At 48.4% G+C, this 14,842-nt stretch carries 19 protein-coding genes; all 19 read right to left on the bottom strand.

Annotated features, from left to right (window positions below; all coding sequences use genetic code 11):
• Window positions 1–7: 7 nt before the first annotated feature.
• The 19 genes from flhB to fliG all read right to left on the bottom strand — a co-directional run bounded on the left by flhB (window position 8) and on the right by fliG (window position 14,834).
• Complete coding sequence (gene flhB / locus AK95_RS11505; RefSeq protein ID WP_071220480.1) at window positions 8–1,096, bottom strand: flagellar biosynthesis protein FlhB; 1,089 nt, start codon at window positions 1,094–1,096, stop codon at window positions 8–10.
• Window positions 1,097–1,116: 20 nt separating this feature from the next.
• The gene (gene fliR, locus AK95_RS11500; protein WP_071220093.1) at window positions 1,117–1,905 is read right to left on the bottom strand and encodes a flagellar biosynthetic protein FliR; all 789 of its coding nucleotides are present in this window, start codon (window positions 1,903–1,905) and stop codon (window positions 1,117–1,119) included.
• A gap of 11 nt (window positions 1,906–1,916) precedes the next feature.
• A complete protein-coding gene (gene fliQ / locus AK95_RS11495; RefSeq protein ID WP_071220092.1) occupies window positions 1,917–2,186 on the bottom strand; it encodes a flagellar biosynthesis protein FliQ in 270 nt (89 codons plus the stop codon).
• 40 nt (window positions 2,187–2,226) lie between these two features.
• Window positions 2,227–2,979, bottom strand: a complete 753-nt coding sequence (fliP, locus tag AK95_RS11490) for a flagellar type III secretion system pore protein FliP (protein WP_071220091.1) — start codon at window positions 2,977–2,979, stop codon at window positions 2,227–2,229.
• Window positions 2,976–3,500, bottom strand: coding sequence for a FliO/MopB family protein (locus tag AK95_RS11485; protein WP_071220090.1), 525 nt, complete (start codon window positions 3,498–3,500; stop codon window positions 2,976–2,978). Before AK95_RS11485 ends, fliP begins: the two co-directional genes overlap by 4 nt.
• Window positions 3,501–3,511: 11 nt before the next feature.
• A complete protein-coding gene (locus AK95_RS11480) occupies window positions 3,512–3,877 on the bottom strand; it encodes a response regulator (RefSeq protein ID WP_006211317.1) in 366 nt (121 codons plus the stop codon).
• 29 nt (window positions 3,878–3,906) lie between these two features.
• The gene (gene fliY, locus AK95_RS11475; protein ID WP_071220089.1) at window positions 3,907–5,166 is read right to left on the bottom strand and encodes a flagellar motor switch phosphatase FliY; all 1,260 of its coding nucleotides are present in this window, start codon (window positions 5,164–5,166) and stop codon (window positions 3,907–3,909) included.
• The gene (gene fliM / locus AK95_RS11470; protein WP_071220088.1) at window positions 5,156–6,154 is read right to left on the bottom strand and encodes a flagellar motor switch protein FliM; all 999 of its coding nucleotides are present in this window, start codon (window positions 6,152–6,154) and stop codon (window positions 5,156–5,158) included. The genes fliY and fliM overlap by 11 nt, the downstream gene beginning before the upstream one ends.
• A 35-nt stretch (window positions 6,155–6,189) precedes the next feature.
• Window positions 6,190–6,654: a flagellar basal body-associated FliL family protein gene (locus AK95_RS11465; RefSeq protein WP_071220087.1), complete on the bottom strand. Its 465-nt coding sequence runs from the start codon at window positions 6,652–6,654 to the stop codon at window positions 6,190–6,192.
• Window positions 6,651–6,875: a flagellar FlbD family protein gene (locus AK95_RS11460; RefSeq protein ID WP_009594749.1), complete on the bottom strand. Its 225-nt coding sequence runs from the start codon at window positions 6,873–6,875 to the stop codon at window positions 6,651–6,653. The genes AK95_RS11465 and AK95_RS11460 overlap by 4 nt, the downstream gene beginning before the upstream one ends.
• A 51-nt stretch (window positions 6,876–6,926) precedes the next feature.
• Window positions 6,927–7,751, bottom strand: a complete 825-nt coding sequence (locus tag AK95_RS11455) for a flagellar hook-basal body complex protein (RefSeq protein ID WP_071220086.1) — start codon at window positions 7,749–7,751, stop codon at window positions 6,927–6,929.
• Between the two features lie 74 nt (window positions 7,752–7,825).
• Complete coding sequence (locus tag AK95_RS11450; RefSeq protein ID WP_071220085.1) at window positions 7,826–8,212, bottom strand: TIGR02530 family flagellar biosynthesis protein; 387 nt, start codon at window positions 8,210–8,212, stop codon at window positions 7,826–7,828.
• On the bottom strand, window positions 8,209–8,832 hold the full coding sequence (locus AK95_RS11445; protein ID WP_071220084.1) for a flagellar hook capping FlgD N-terminal domain-containing protein: 624 nt from the start codon (window positions 8,830–8,832) through the stop codon (window positions 8,209–8,211). Before AK95_RS11445 ends, AK95_RS11450 begins: the two co-directional genes overlap by 4 nt.
• Window positions 8,833–8,851: 19 nt before the next feature.
• On the bottom strand, window positions 8,852–10,195 hold the full coding sequence (locus AK95_RS11440; RefSeq protein ID WP_071220083.1) for a flagellar hook-length control protein FliK: 1,344 nt from the start codon (window positions 10,193–10,195) through the stop codon (window positions 8,852–8,854).
• Window positions 10,196–10,242: 47 nt separating this feature from the next.
• Entirely contained in the window at window positions 10,243–11,175 is a 933-nt protein-coding gene (locus AK95_RS11435; RefSeq protein ID WP_071220082.1) for a MotE family protein, read from the bottom strand.
• 39 nt (window positions 11,176–11,214) lie between these two features.
• Window positions 11,215–11,658, bottom strand: a complete 444-nt coding sequence (gene fliJ, locus AK95_RS11430; RefSeq protein WP_071220081.1) for a flagellar export protein FliJ — start codon at window positions 11,656–11,658, stop codon at window positions 11,215–11,217.
• Between the two features lie 9 nt (window positions 11,659–11,667).
• Complete coding sequence (gene fliI / locus AK95_RS11425) at window positions 11,668–12,987, bottom strand: flagellar protein export ATPase FliI (protein WP_071220080.1); 1,320 nt, start codon at window positions 12,985–12,987, stop codon at window positions 11,668–11,670.
• Window positions 12,971–13,825: a FliH/SctL family protein gene (locus AK95_RS11420; protein WP_071220079.1), complete on the bottom strand. Its 855-nt coding sequence runs from the start codon at window positions 13,823–13,825 to the stop codon at window positions 12,971–12,973. The genes fliI and AK95_RS11420 overlap by 17 nt, the downstream gene beginning before the upstream one ends.
• Window positions 13,818–14,834 carry a flagellar motor switch protein FliG gene (gene fliG, locus AK95_RS11415; protein ID WP_071220479.1) on the bottom strand — a complete coding sequence of 339 codons (1,017 nt, stop codon included), beginning with the start codon at window positions 14,832–14,834 and terminating at the stop codon, window positions 13,818–13,820. The genes AK95_RS11420 and fliG overlap by 8 nt, the downstream gene beginning before the upstream one ends.
• Between the last annotated feature and the right edge of the window lie 8 nt (window positions 14,835–14,842).

Raw genomic sequence — 14,842 nt, 5'->3', positions numbered from 1 at the left:
TCCCTAATTATTTCACTTTACCTTTTAGTTTATATACATAGGCCAGCACTTCCGCTACGGCCTGGAACAGGTCTCCCGGAATCGAATCCCCGATTTCCGACCGTTGGTACAAAGCGCGTGCCAGCGGCTTGTTTTCCATCGTTATAATTCCGTGTTCCTTCGCTATTTCCTTAATCCGCAAGGCCATGAAATCCTGACCCTTCGCAATGATCTGCGGAGCTTCCATCATGGACCCGTCATACTTGATCGCCACTGCAAAGTGGGTTGGGTTCGTGATGATAACGTCGGCATTCGGGACTTCCTGCATCATCCGCTGCAGTGCCATCCGACGCTGGCGTTCCCTGATCTTCCCTTTGATCAGCGGATCGCCCTCCATCTTCTTGTACTCGTCTTTGATGTCCTGTTTGGACATTCGAATGTTTTTCTCATAATCATATTTCTGATACATGTAATCCAAAACGGCCAGAATGATCAGCCCGATGGCAATCTTAAAACCCAGTGACATGGTGATATCCGCCACGAAATGAAAAATGGTGTCGGGACCCATCGTCGACAAGGACGATAATCCTTCCCTGGCAGCCCACAAGGTGGTGTACACGAGGTAGCCGATGATGGTCAGTTTAATGACCGATTTCAAAAACTCGACCAAGGAACGCATCGAGAATATGTTCTTGAACCCTTTGATGGGATCGATTTTACTGAACTTCATTTTCAAAGTCTCGCCCGTCAGCATAAACCCGACCTGCAAGTAATTGGCGATCAGCGCAACAACGAAGATCGAGATAAACAACGGAGCCAGCAGAAGCAAGATTTGAACACCGTACTCCCCGAATAACTGCATCACATTGTCTTTCGTTACGTCCATGGAGAGCCGATTAATATAAATGTCAATAAACAGTCGAACAGTGAGGTCTCTCATATACCCGCCGAAAATTAACAAGCAAAAGAATGCGGCCAGCAAAACCGATGCACCCGATACCTCCATACTCTTGGCAACTTGGCCTTTCTTACGTGTATCCTGGCGTTTCTTCGGTGTGGCTTTCTCCGTCTTTTCGCCAGCGAACAGCTGTAAGTCGACCGGATACCGGTATGACATCCGCTTCACCTCCATCCTCCTTAAGTCGGCCCGTCGCCAAGAACGCCGAGTAGCTGCCGGAGTGCTTCAAACATTTTGGCAAACAGATGATCAAATAGTGACACCAGCATCGGCATGAGCAGCATCAGCAGCACGAGTCCAACGATGATTTTGACGATTATACCGATAACAAATACATTGAACTGCGGCGCCGTCCTTGCCAGAAAGCCAAGCCCGACATCGGTCAGGAACAAAGCGGCTACCAGCGGAGCGGCCATTTGAAGTGCCAATACAAAAGAGTGCGAGAATGTCCGTACGAGAAAATCCGTCACATTACCGTCATGAATCTTCCCAAACACATCCCCCGTAATCGGAATCCAATCATAGCTGTACATAATCGCATCAAACAGGTAGTGATGGCCATTCATGCTCAGAAACACCAGTAGAGCAAGATAATACTTGAAGTTACCGATTAATGGACTGGAAGTCCCCGTAAAAGGATCGATGACATTTGCCATGCTGAACCCGATCTGAATGTCAATAAATGCGCCTGCCGTTTGGACGACGGTCATAATAAGATAAGCAGTGAAACCAAGCAGCAGTCCAACCAATACTTCCTGGACAATTAATATGACGTAAGACAGATCTTGCGGAACCACTTCTCCGATCCCGAACGAAAAATATACGATCAGGGCGATGATGGCCGAAAGGCCTATTTTGTAAGAAGGGGGTATACCGCGTGAAGTAAACACTGGCGATATTACAAAAAAAGCTGTTATTCGACAAAATATAAGCATAAAAACAGGTAAACTTTGCTGCAACCATTCCATGGACACTCAGCCTATCCGATATATTTGTAGAGATTGTCCAAAATTCCGTGGGTAAAATCCACTAACGTCGTTAATATCCAAGGACCAAACAGCAATAATGATATAAGTACAATAATAATTTTTGGTACGAAAGCCAGCGTCTGTTCCTGGATTTGTGTTGTCGCTTGAAAAATACTGATGATTAGTCCGACAACCAGTGCGAGAACCAGCATCGGTGCGCTCACCTGGAGCACAATATAAACCGCTTGTCCTGCCAGACCGATAATAAATTCAGCGCTCACGGCTAAGTCCCCCTGTATTCGAATTACTTGCCGCTTATTGCTACGTGTTAAAGCTCATCAGCATGGATTTCACTACCAAATACCAGCCGTCTACCAGAACGAAAAGCAAAATCTTGAATGGCAGCGAGATCATGACCGGCGGCAGCATCATCATACCCATCGCCATCAGCACGCTGGCAACCACGATATCGATGACCAGAAACGGAATGAAGATCATAAAGCCCATTTGAAAGCCCGTCTTCAGCTCACTAATGGCAAATGCCGGTACCAAAACCGTTAATGGAATATCCTCATAAGATTCGGGTTTCTCTGCGCCTGTGTAATTCATGAACAACAATAGATCCTTTTCCCGTGTGTGCGCGAACATGAATTTCTTTATGGGATCTTGAGCCTTATCCAGTGCTTCCGCTTGGGTGATCTCACCTTTCAGATAGGGCTGCAGCGCTACATCATTCATTGAAGACAACGTCGGAGCCATTACGAATAAGGTAAGAAACAGAGCCAGGCCGATCAACACTTGGTTTGGCGGTGTTTGCTGTGTGCCGAGCGAAGTACGGACAAAGCCAAGCACGATAACAATCCTTGTAAAACTAGTCATCAGCACCAGTATCGCCGGTGCAATGCTAAGAATGGTGATCAGGAGTATCAAGGACAAGGAGCTTGTCCCCGGTGTATCTCCCTCATTGCCGATTTGAATATCGATGTTTGGAATCGGATCCGCAAATACCGTATGAGAAAACAGAAATCCAAACAATATGAAAATCGCGATGGCGTACGAGATCTTTTTATTCATGAATCTTTATGATCCTCCCGCAGCAATTCTTCAACCTTTTCTTTCCGGTTCGGTACGCTGCGCAGCTTGGACTCGAACACTTCATGGAAAGAAGATGTATCGTCCAATTCCATTTCTTCCGGTGGTTTGTCTTTACGGAGTTTTGCCGCCAGTTTCGTTATAAAAGGCGGCAGTGCCCCATTATGTATTCCAGAATCCTGTTCAAATGCAGCTTGGATAAGCGCAACTTCAGCTGGATCAGAAATTTTGTCCACCAACCGGACGTCTTCGCCAACTCCGATCACATAGATGCTGCCCCCAATTTCGACGAGCTGAAGGGATTTGTTAGGGCCCATCCCAACCGCACCCAAAGTACGAATGGAGCGGCCCTGCATCCAGCTCTGATTCTTTCTGCTGAGAAAGCGAATCAGGAACACGATCAACGCAACGATGATGGCAAGTACGATAAAGACATAAAATAACTGTAAATAATACCCGGTAGTACTACTTGAGCCTAATCCATCAGAAGCTGCCATCATCATAAGAAGAATCCTTATACGCCAAGCGTCTTATTGATGGCTTCAATGACTCTGTCCGATTGGAACGGTTTAACGATAAAGTCCTTGGCTCCAGCTTGGATCGCATCAATAACCATCGCTTGTTGGCCCATGGCAGAGCACATAATCACTTTTGCATTCGCATCGACTTTTTTAATCTCTTTCAGCGCTGCGATACCATCCATTTCCGGCATCGTAATATCCATCGTAATCAGATCTGGACGAAGTTCTTTAAATTTCTCGATTGCTTGCGCACCGTCCTGTGCTTCTCCCACAACCTCGAATCCGTTTTTGACCAATATGTCACGGATCATCATTCTCATAAATGCAGCATCGTCCACAATCAGAATTCGGTTAGCCATTGATAAAAATCCTCCCTAAAATGTTTGTGCTATTGTAATTTTTGAATCCGGTCCCATTGGCTCACGATATCCGTCACGCGTACACCAAAGTTCTCATCGATGACAACGACCTCGCCCTTGGCAATCAGTTTATGATTGACAAGGATATCTACAGGCTCACCGGCAAGCTTGTCCAGCTCGATGATCGAACCTTGCGACATTTCCAGGATATCCTTAATTTGCTTTTGAGTCCTCCCTAATTCTACGGTGACTTTAAGGGGAATGTCCATCAGTAAGTTCAGATTGTTTTCATCCACCTGGGTGTACGGCGCAGATTGCAGATTCGCAAACTGTACGGGCTGTACATTCACATTGCGATTCGGCATGCCGCCATATTGTTGCGGCTGCGCTTGGTAAGGCATCTGCGGCTGTCCATATGGCATGGATTGCGGGATCGGCCCTCCCTGTCCCTGCATTGGCTGGCCGTAGCCTTGTCCGTAGTCGTATCCTTGGCCCATATCATTGCCATTCACAGAGTTAGCCGGTGCTTGAGCCGGTTCCTGGGTACTAACAGGTGCTTCCACCGCCGGCGCGGCTTCCTGTTTCGCAGGCTGAGGCTCTTCCGTTCCATTGATAAGCATGTGCACCATATCCTTGGAAAAATGAACGGGAAGCAGCTGCATAATGGTTGAATCAATAAGGTCACCGATAATTAATCGGAATGAAATCTTAATCAGTGTTTCATCCGGCGGAAGGTTGTTAACCCCTTCACCTTTTGCCATGTTCAGAATATCAATGCCTGGCGGCGATATATTGACAAACCGGTTAAAAATCGTCGACATGCTCGTTGCGGAAGAGCCCATCATCTGGTTCATCGCTTCCTGAACGGCACTGATATGAATCTCATTCAGTTCCTCTTCCACGGGGTTGCCTTCCCCGCCTAACATCAGATCGGCAATGACCTGAGCATCGCGCGTTTTAATGACTAGCGAGTTAATTCCTTCAAATCCATCCACATAAGTAACATGTACCGCTACATGCGGCTTCGGAAATTCTTCCTCAAACTCGCTTCGCTTAATGATCGACACTTTGGGTGTAGTGATATCCACTTTTTTGCCCAGCAAGGTAGACAGAGCGGTTGCAGCACTGCCAAAGGTAATGTTACCAATCTCGCCGAGCGCGTCCTGCTCTAAAGGTGTTAATACATCATCGACAGTCGCCGCCGAAGGAATTGATGCTGGTGATGCCATTTCCGACTGTTTTAACAAAGCGTCGATTTCTTCCTGGGATAAATAGTCTTTACTCGTCAAATTCTTCAGCTCCTTCGATGACAATTTCATCGATTTGTACAGCAACCCGGTCTTTTATCGTTCCGGGACTGCCAATAAACTTTAATCTGTCCCCAACCTTAATGGAAAGTCCATCATGCATCGGCTTGTTTAATGAGATGACGTCGCCGACGCTCAGTCCTAAAAATTCGGACACGGTAAGCTGTGAAACGCCCAGCTCGGCAACAATCGGAAGCTTGGCCTTGCTTACACGCTGCTTAAGAGCATCTACTTCCTCTGGAACACTCGCTTTTTTCTCCGAGATAAACCATTGATGCGCCGATAGCTTCGACATGATCGGTTCCAGCACCACGTGCGGGATACACAGATTAATCATCCCCGTGGTATCGCCGATTTTGGTGCTAAGGGAAATTAGCGCAATGGTTTCGTTTGGAGAAACAATCTGCATAAATTGCGGATTCGTTTCCAATGCTTCAAGCCGCGGTGAGATGTCCAGCACCGTTTTCCATGCTTCCTGCAGGCTGTCGAATGCCCGGCTGAAAATGCGTTCCATGATGATCGTCTCGATTTCGGTCATCGAGCTGATGGAAGTAGGAGCAATGCCTGTTCCTCCCAGCAAACGGTCCAGCATCGCGTAAGCAATGTTGGGATGGACCTCGAGCACCATGCGCCCGACAAGCGGTTCCGCCTCGAATATATTGAGAACTGTCATTTTGGGTATGGAGCGAATAAATTCATCATATGGAAGCTGTTCAACCTGTACCACGTTAATTTGCACAAAAGTGCGTAATTGTGCCGAGAAATATGTGGTCAAATACCGAGCAAAGTTCTCGTGAATACGGGTCAAGCTCCGAATATGATCCTTGGAAAACCGGAGTGCCCTCTTAAAATCATAAGAACGAATTTTCTTTTGCGTTTCCTCTTTTTTCAGTTCTTCAGCATCCATTTCCCCTGAAGAGAGAGCGGCCAATAAGGCGTCGATCTCATTCTGCGATAAAACATCAACCATCTACTCACCCCCTTACAGGTCGTCCGACGAACAGTCTAGATTTCAGTGACGATAACATCTGTCATTTCAATTTGAATTAAACGTCCAGACGTTAACGACTTATTAACCAGATTCACCAGCTTAGCGTTAAATTGTTCGCGCCCCTTCGAATCATTCAGTAATTCGGGCTTCGTATCGGCCAACGTCTTGATAATAATCGGTTTAATCTTGATATTCTTGATTTTTTCGAATTCTTCCTTTGCTTTTTTGTCATTAAGCTGGAAAGCAAAGGACATCTGGGCGATATAGCTTGGTTCGGCTAAATTCGTCTTGATCCCGGCGATTTCCGATGTCATCGCCACGATCTCATCGGCAGAAAATTTAGGTAAAGCCGCTGCATTGGCTGAAGCCTGACTTTTACCGTTATCGCCGAGCAATTTATCCGACAATAGGAAGATCGCCAGGACAATCAGCGTAATGGATAACAGGATCGTAATTAACCAGGGGAGCATCTTTTTCATGAAGGTTCCTCCAATTGCTGCACTTTAATGGTAGCTTGATGAATTCCTACCTCGTGATGATACGCCTTAACGGAAGCGATGATTTCATTTGCACTTTCAAGCACAATCATGCGTTTTCCATTAATCAAAGTAATGTAGGTGTCAGGAGTCTCCTCAACCATTTCTATCAACAGCGCGTTAAGCCACAACTGCGAACCATTTAACCTCGTTACCGATATCATGGACAGCCTCCTTGTTTAATCAGGGAGGGGATTGCCCCTCCCTATCCATCCTTATCGTTTCAGATTGACAACTTCTTGAAGCACTTCGTCCGAAGTCGTGATGATCCGGGAGTTGGCTTGGAAGCCGCGCTGAGCGACGATCATTTCCGAAAATTCACCTGTCAAGTCAACGTTGGACATTTCGAGCTGTCCTGAAATAATAGCGCCAGTTCCTTCTTCGGCGTTATTAGCTTCGAACATGACAGCATCCAGATCGCCATCAGGAACCGCATTAAGAGTCACACGATACATATTGCCGCCGATTTTCTCCAAACCTTCCGGATTCGGAATTTTAGCAACGCCGATGATGGCTCCCTCTTCCGTTGATCCGTCACTCATCTTCTGAATGATGGCGCCATTCTGTGCAATCGTGAATGCCGTTACATCTTCCTCCAGCTGGATAGGTTCACCAGTTGCATCAAGAACGAGCATCCCATCTGAAGTTACCAGGTTACGCGCTACGTCTATATGGAAGTCTCCTGCTCGGGTCAAGAAAGGCACATCTTGATCCTCGCTAAGCTTCACCATAAAGAATCCGTCCCCATCTATTCTCAGATCCGTCGGATAGTTAGTTATCATTGCACTGCCTGGCGTATGCAGCGTATCGATGGAACCGATCGATACACCAAGACCGACCTGCTTCGCGTTTACACCACCGGATGGATCGTCGGTTCCCGGCGTAACACCGGACATCGTTTGACTTAGTACGTCTTTAAACATCACACGTCCCGCTTTAAACCCAACTGTGTTTACGTTGGCAATGTTATTACCAATGACATCAAGCTTGGTTTGGAAACCTCTCATTCCGGAAATACCGGAATACATGGATCTTAACATCGATTTTCCTCCTTCAGTTATGGACCGCTTCTGTCGATCAGCGGCCGCCTGGCTTCCTCGCGGGCCAGCCAGATTTATGAAATAATTACTGCACTATCTATTTGCGTAAAAACGTTATCCTTCATCGTGTTGCCATCCATTGCAGTGACCACCGTCCGATTCGGAATATTCACAATGAGAGCCATATCATTCATCAGAATGAGTGACTCCTTGCTCCCCTTCGCGGCAGCTTTATCCACTGCGCTCTGGATCTGCGCAAGCTGATCGCCCTTTAATTCAATGCCGCGCTGCTGAAGTCTCTTCGCCGCATGATTGCTGATTTTAAGCAGATTCTCATTTAAAAGTTCCTGAAACGTCCCGGCGGGCGGGTTAGCGTGAGCTTGCGTTTTACGCTCATTATGAAGTGCCGCTGGATGTATTTTCCCAGGGTATAAATGCCCTATCATCATGCGGTCACTCATGGCGCTACTCCCCCAGGCTCTTCTCCCCCTTGTCCAGGATCTACGGCCTCAGGAGCTGACGGATCGGGATTGCCTGTTTCGGGTACGGAAGGATCGGGATTTGTTATTTCAGGTTCTGTCGGACCTGGACTGCTTGTGTCAGGTACTGCAGGACCAGAAATCAACGCTTCTGGATCATTCTCGGTTACGGCGTTCTCGATTTTCACGATCTGGTCAAGCGATACTTCACTGTCGCCGACTTTGGCATAATGTACGCCTTCACGAACAATGATGGAATCTACGATACCGCTCTTCATGACGGAATCCGAACCATCCTCGGGCTTGAACATCCAGCTGATCTGTTTACCGATCAAACTTGAAGCAGCACCCAAAGACTGACTCATTGCCGTTAATTGAGTATTGATATTCATCAGCTGCTCCAGGGAAGTAAACTGGGCCATTTGGGCAATAAATTCCCGGTCCTGCATTGGCTGAAGCGGATCCTGATGCCTTAATTGCGTAATCAGGATGCTCAAGAACTGATCCTTTCCAAGCTCCTGGCCATTCCCGCTTTTACTGCTGACATTCCCTTTAGCATAATTGGGCCACATATTATTCGTAGATACCGGATTTGTTGCCATCCAAGCTCACCTCCTCACTTTAGGCTGTAGCGGTAAATGTTCCTGCTTGTACCCGTTCATCGTCGGCTTGGTGCTCGGCAATCCAATCGTTTAGTTCTTCTGTCAGATTTGCTGCCAGCACGACATCATCGGATGGTCTGTCCTTCTCCTTCGAGCGATGCTGTGACTGCTGCTGGCCTGATCCAGGCTGACGGCCGTCTTGATAAAGATTCGCATTGGAAGGCTGGCTGCTCTGTGTAACTTCAATTTTCTCGATCTGCAGTCCTTGTGCAATCAATGCGCTGCGAAGTTGTGCCATTTGCTGGTCAATCAGCTCTTTAGCATCTGTCGACCTTGTCATGAACTGGGCGATTAATTGGCCATTCTGCATCGTAAGTTTGATATCTACTTGTCCCAGATGTTCCGGATTCAAGGAGATTCTCGCTTCCGTAAAACCGGTTTGTTTCACGATTTCAAGCTTATTAATAATGAAAGAAGTCATTTCGCTTGAGAAATTCTCAACAGGCACCGGCGGAGCTGCAGGTTTTACTGCAACTTGTGTTCCTGAACGCAGGGCTAGCTGACCGGCAGTGACCGTTCCTTGCTCCAACAGCGAATCTCCTTCATTCATCACGAACTCAGATGCTGTACCCTCTACTTGAGCGCTCGTCGTCAGCGATGACCACTTGGCATTCGCCTGTCCCGTTGTTTGAGATGAAGCCGACTGTCCTGAACTATTCGTGGATACGGCAGGCTGAGCGGCATCCGGCTGCTTTTGAGCAAGGATATGATCAAAGCTGCCGCTTGCTTTAGTCTCGCCGGTCCCCGTTCCTTGACCAAGCAAACTTTGGAAGGACTGGACAAGCTGTTTGACAGCTGCCTCCGTCTGGAGGTCAACCTGACCAGATTTGGGAAGCATCGATGCCAGCTGGCTGATCGTATCCTGTACCGCGAATCGAATAGTCTCCGGTCTGGAAGCCAATGGGGACACCTCATTCCCACCCGCGTTTTCTTGTGCCTGGGAAGCAGCTCCGCTCAGCATAACATTCGCTTGCGTGAGCCAGTTCTGCAGCTCTTGCAAAAGGGATGGATCCTCCATTAATGCCTGGTCCATGGTGTCCAGCTCCTGCAGCAAACCTTGAAGCAATTCCATCAAGCCTTCAAGCGATGTATCGGTTTCCGAAGAATACTGCGTTAGCAAGGATTCCAGCTTGGCAGCGACTTCCGTCGATGTTGTTGAAGCGCTGTTCCCGCTGCTATTCATCTGGTAAGCCAGTGTCGCATCAAAGGATACACCCGCTGTCGTCTGACCCGCCGCGCTTGCCTTTCCGCTTCCCGAGGGACTGCTTATGGATGAAGACATGTTTTGTACCGTTATTGTCATCGTCTTATTTCACCTCCTTTCCTGGGGATGGAGATTCATTTCAGAGCTTATTTAGAGCCCATCAGGCGATTCAATATCTTTGCTGCCAGCTCCGCATCTTTCGAGGACATCGCATTTAAAATCCGTGAACGAGTAGCATCATCCACTGTATTCAGAATGGTCATGGTCTTAGCAGGGCTGATCTTATACGTTTGCATCAGCAGTTCGGCAGCGTTGGCGGGTGTCATTCCGGCAAAAGTCTGATTCAACTGATTTTTATCCAGATTGTCGGATGTCTTCTTCTGCGCTGCCTCCGATTCGTTCTTCTTGAGCCTGGATTGCAGAGCCGCGATGGCCATATCTTCAGAAGTCTCGGCATCTTTAAGCATCATGGTTGCATCCGCGGCCGTTTTCGGATCCATTTTTTGCAGAATGGCAACCCGGTTGCTGCTCTTCATCTGACTAAGCATAAGCACCATTTCTTCCAGCGTAAGGTTTTGCATGATCGGTGCCGCTTTGCTTGGACTCATGTCGGCGTAGAGCTTGGACAGTTCGCGAATTTGCTTGGTATACGCGTCTTCCTCCTCGGCCTCACCGCTTGTCGATGTACTTTGCATCGAATCAATTTGGGTTTCCAGCTCTTTCACCTTGTTTTCCTGCGCTGCTTTTTGCTCCGTTACTTCATTTAATGTTTCTTCGCGTTCGGCAAGCTGCTTCTTAAGTTCAACAATCGTTGCTTCCGCGCTTTCTTCCTGCTGCTTCGCTTCTTTGAGTTTCTGTTCTTCCGGGGTCAGCACCGGATCCGGGACCCAGTTCTTGACGACCGGAATTTTATTGGCTACATCGATTAGTCCATCCCGCACATCGGCTCTAAAAAATACGGCAAGCGCCCCGAGCAGAACGATCGTGAATATAGCAGGTACCAAAATCAACAGTATCCGTTCAAATCCTCCGCCTGATTCTTCCTTATCAAGCGGCATGTCTTTTCGTGCCACTCTCATTCCTCCTTCGCGGTCATAACCCTTCGGTGTTTGCAAACCTTATCGGGCTTTGATCGCAAAACGTACCGTCGCCATTTCGTCCAGCTCGTTTTGTTCCCGAAGGAGACTTTCATGCCGGAACTTTTCTTGGGATTTATCTCTTGCTTTCAGCCACACTTTTTCGTCTAGCATCTTGTCGGACAATACCTTTTGTTTCTTCGTTACATTGACATGAGCGATCCGTATGTCATCCCTCTTACGCTCAATGCATTCTTCCAAGTGCTCTGCATATACCTGAATGTTTCGGATCTCAGCGACCGGCACGCACCGTGATGCAGCTTCCTGCTGAGCGTGATACATTTGATCCCGCATCTCATACAGCTCATTCAGACTTTTCTCTTCCGCCCGCAGCTTCCCGATGGCGCTTGACAGCATCCATTCGGCTTGCGTTTTCTCGTTGCTTTTCAGGTCTACGATTTTCTGGAATGCATAATGAAATTTCATTCTTCAAAGTCATCTCCTTGAAAACTCGGAAATCAAACGTTCCTGAACCTCATTCAATGTTGTCTTCTCATTCACTTTTTGCTTCGTGAAATCCCATATTCGCCCGATATATTCAATCGATTCATCGATATCGGCATTCGAGCCCTGTTGATACGCCCCGATATTGATCAAATCCTCCGAGTCCTTATATATCGCCATCAGTCGTTTTACGTTCTCGGAAGCATCGATTTGTTCCTCTGGAGATATATCTTTCATAACCCGGCTAATGCTGGCCAGCACATCGATAGCCGGAAAATGCCCTTTGTTTGCGATATTCCGGTTCAGTACGATGTGACCATCAAGTATGCCCCTGACTGCATCCGCGATCGGTTCGTTCATATCATCACCATCTACCAACACCGTGTAAAAGGCGGTAATCGAGCCCGTTGGCCCTGTGCCTGCGCGTTCCAGAAGCTTCGGCAGACTGGCAAATACAGACGGAGTATAACCGCGCATGGCCGGCGGCTCTCCTACGGCCAGTCCTACTTCTCGCTGCGCCATCGCATAGCGGGTTACGGAATCCATCATCAGCATCACATTCAGGCCGCGATCCCTGAAATATTCGGCGATCGTTGTAGCGATCAAGGCCCCTTTAATGCGGATGAGTGCCGGTTGATCCGAGGTCGCAACAATTACGACGGACCGTTTTAACCCTTCGGGACCCAAATCCCGTTCTATGAAATCCAGCACCTCACGTCCACGTTCCCCGATCAAAGCAATGACATTGACATCGGCAGAAGTGTTTCGGGCGATCATTCCCATCAAGGTACTCTTCCCGACACCGGATCCGGCGAATATACCGACCCGCTGGCCTTTGCCGATGGAGAGCAATCCGTCAATCGCGCGGACGCCGATGCTGATCGGCTCCTGAACCCTCGGCCTATTAAGCGGGTTCTGCGGAACATTATGGGTTGAATAGTGCGGCATGCGCGCCGGAATGATGGATCCGTCCAGCGGTTGTCCCAATCCGTCGAGCACTTTGCCAAGCAGTTCCGAACCTACCTGCACGCTCAGCGGTTTGCCGGTACCGACTACATCACAGCCTGGACCAATGGAGTGAAGCTCGCCGAGAGGCATCAGCAACACCTTATTGTCTCTGAAACCCACGACCTCCGCCTTGAGCGGCTTGGTTTGCTTCGTGGGATAGATATAACAAACATCGCCGATGCTTGCATCCGGTCCTTCGGACTCCACCATCAGTCCGATAACCTGTGTAACTTTACCGTTGATGCGAACGGGGTCCAGATGTTTCAGATGATCCAAGTACCGCGCGCTATTCAGCTTCTTCATCTTGATTTCTCCGTTCCTCGTCATCAAGAGCGAACCGCACGAGCTCTTTTTTGATCTCGGATAGCTGTGTATCGATCCGGGCATCCACGCTTCCGAAAGAAGACCTGATCACGCAGCCTCGATCCTTAACCGTGGAATCCGGCAAAATTTGAAGTTCTGCCTGAGAGTCGATCGATAATCCGAGCTCTTCCCGTGCCGCGTATACAAATTCGAACTGTTCAGGAGCTACGCAGAGAGAGATGACCCCTTTTTCCCGCTTGCGTGCCAGATTCTTTCGAATCAGCTCCAGCGTGAAATCAGGTTCGATCATAAGCTGACGATCCAGTACTTTCTCCGCTATGCTGCAGCTGAGCTCCACCAAAAAAGGCTCCGCTTCCTGAATTAGATCTTCCTTGGCTTGATGGGCAAGCTGAAGCAATTCGCTCGCCTGTAATGTCGCTTGCTCCATCAATTCCTTCATCTCAAGCTCTGCCTTGGCTGAACCCTCGGCATATCCTTGATTAAAGCCTTCCATCTTCAGCGTTTCGGACAAATCCTCGTCCTGAAGCCTTCTGTCGGTCCACCACGCTTCAATCTGCTGCTGCGCTTCGGCCAACAGCCGTTCCGCCTCTTCCGAAGCTTCGCGGATTTGTCGTTCGGCAAACTCCTGAGCATCTTTTAGCATCTCATGCTTTAAGCGTTCGGCTTCAGCCAGTGTTTGTACGACAGCCGGCTCGGCAGTCGGGGGAGTATATTCCTCTACCGTTTCCTCGGTTGGCGAAGCGTAACGACGAGCAAGATCCAACTCTTTCAACACATCCATCGGTTTATAGTGGGACGATTTGATCAAGTTAGACAATGATGTCATCTCCTCCGCCACGGGCAATAATGACCTCGCCCGCTTCTTCGAGTCTTCGGATCGTGCTTACAATCCGAGTCTGAGCTTCCTCCACATCACGCAGCCGCACCGGTCCCATGTATTCCATCTCTTCGCGGAAGGTTTCGGCCATACGCTTGGACATGTTGCGGAAAATGACGTCCCGTACTTCTTCGCTTGCCACCTTGAGTGCAAGCTGAAGATCGGCATTCTCGACATCGCGGATAATACGCTGGATCGAACGGTTGTCCACGTTGACGATATCCTCGAATACGAACATCCGCTTCTTGATTTCTTCGGCGAGCTCGGGATCCTGGATTTCCAGGGAATCGAGGATCGTTCGTTCCGTACCGCGATCCACACCGTTCAGAATTTGAACGATGGATTCAATGCCACCCGCACTCGTGTAATCCTGGGTAACCGTCGCCGACAGCTTCTGTTCCAGCACGCGTTCCACCTGGGCGATGACTTCTGGTGAAGTACTGTCCATGACTGCAACCCTACGCGCTACTTCGGCCTGCTTCTCTTGCGGAAGCGAAGATAGGATCGCGGATGCCTGCTCGTATTGAAGATACGACAAGACGAGTGCAATGGTCTGTGCATTTTCGTTCTGGATAAAGTTCAGAATTTGGCTTGGGTCCGCTTTGCGGGCAAAGTCAAACGGTCTTACTTGAAGCGTTGCCGTCAGTCTGTTGATCACTTCCATCGCTTTTTGCTGTCCAAGCGCCTTCTCCAAAATCTCTTTAGCGTAATTAATGCCGCCTTGCGAGATGTATTCCTGGGCCAGGCAAATTTGATGGAATTCCTGAATAATGCTATCTTTTTCATCACTGTCGACTTTACGAACATTCGCAATCTCCAGCGTCAATTGTTCAATTTCTTCATCTCGAAGATGTTTAAATATTTGAGCAGACACTTCCGGGCCAAGTGTAATGAGCAGTATAGCCGCTTTTTGACGTCCGCTTAACATTTGGTTATTTCCCTTAGCCAATGCTTCCA

It is taken from the genome of Paenibacillus sp. LC231 (genome assembly GCF_001860525.1).
Lineage (GTDB): Bacteria > Bacillota > Bacilli > Paenibacillales > Paenibacillaceae > Paenibacillus_AQ.
Note: the sequence above shows the minus strand (reverse complement) of the source record. Positions and strands in the feature narration are given on the sequence as shown.

Coding starts and splice junctions, on each gene's coding strand:
- flhB (WP_071220480.1), bottom strand. CDS start 1,096: ATGTCATACCGGTATCCGGTCGACTTACAGCTGTTCGCTGGCGAAAAG.
- fliR (WP_071220093.1), bottom strand. CDS start 1,905: ATGGAATGGTTGCAGCAAAGTTTACCTGTTTTTATGCTTATATTTTGT.
- fliP (WP_071220091.1), bottom strand. CDS start 2,979: ATGAATAAAAAGATCTCGTACGCCATCGCGATTTTCATATTGTTTGGA.
- AK95_RS11485 (WP_071220090.1), bottom strand. CDS start 3,500: ATGATGATGGCAGCTTCTGATGGATTAGGCTCAAGTAGTACTACCGGG.
- AK95_RS11480 (WP_006211317.1), bottom strand. CDS start 3,877: ATGGCTAACCGAATTCTGATTGTGGACGATGCTGCATTTATGAGAATG.
- fliM (WP_071220088.1), bottom strand. CDS start 6,154: ATGGTTGATGTTTTATCGCAGAATGAGATCGACGCCTTATTGGCCGCT.
- AK95_RS11465 (WP_071220087.1), bottom strand. CDS start 6,654: ATGAAAAAGATGCTCCCCTGGTTAATTACGATCCTGTTATCCATTACG.
- AK95_RS11460 (WP_009594749.1), bottom strand. CDS start 6,875: ATGATATCGGTAACGAGGTTAAATGGTTCGCAGTTGTGGCTTAACGCG.
- AK95_RS11455 (WP_071220086.1), bottom strand. CDS start 7,751: ATGTTAAGATCCATGTATTCCGGTATTTCCGGAATGAGAGGTTTCCAA.
- AK95_RS11450 (WP_071220085.1), bottom strand. CDS start 8,212: ATGAGTGACCGCATGATGATAGGGCATTTATACCCTGGGAAAATACAT.
- AK95_RS11445 (WP_071220084.1), bottom strand. CDS start 8,832: ATGGCAACAAATCCGGTATCTACGAATAATATGTGGCCCAATTATGCT.
- AK95_RS11440 (WP_071220083.1), bottom strand. CDS start 10,195: ATGACAATAACGGTACAAAACATGTCTTCATCCATAAGCAGTCCCTCG.
- AK95_RS11435 (WP_071220082.1), bottom strand. CDS start 11,175: ATGAGAGTGGCACGAAAAGACATGCCGCTTGATAAGGAAGAATCAGGC.
- fliJ (WP_071220081.1), bottom strand. CDS start 11,658: ATGAAATTTCATTATGCATTCCAGAAAATCGTAGACCTGAAAAGCAAC.
- fliI (WP_071220080.1), bottom strand. CDS start 12,987: ATGAAGAAGCTGAATAGCGCGCGGTACTTGGATCATCTGAAACATCTG.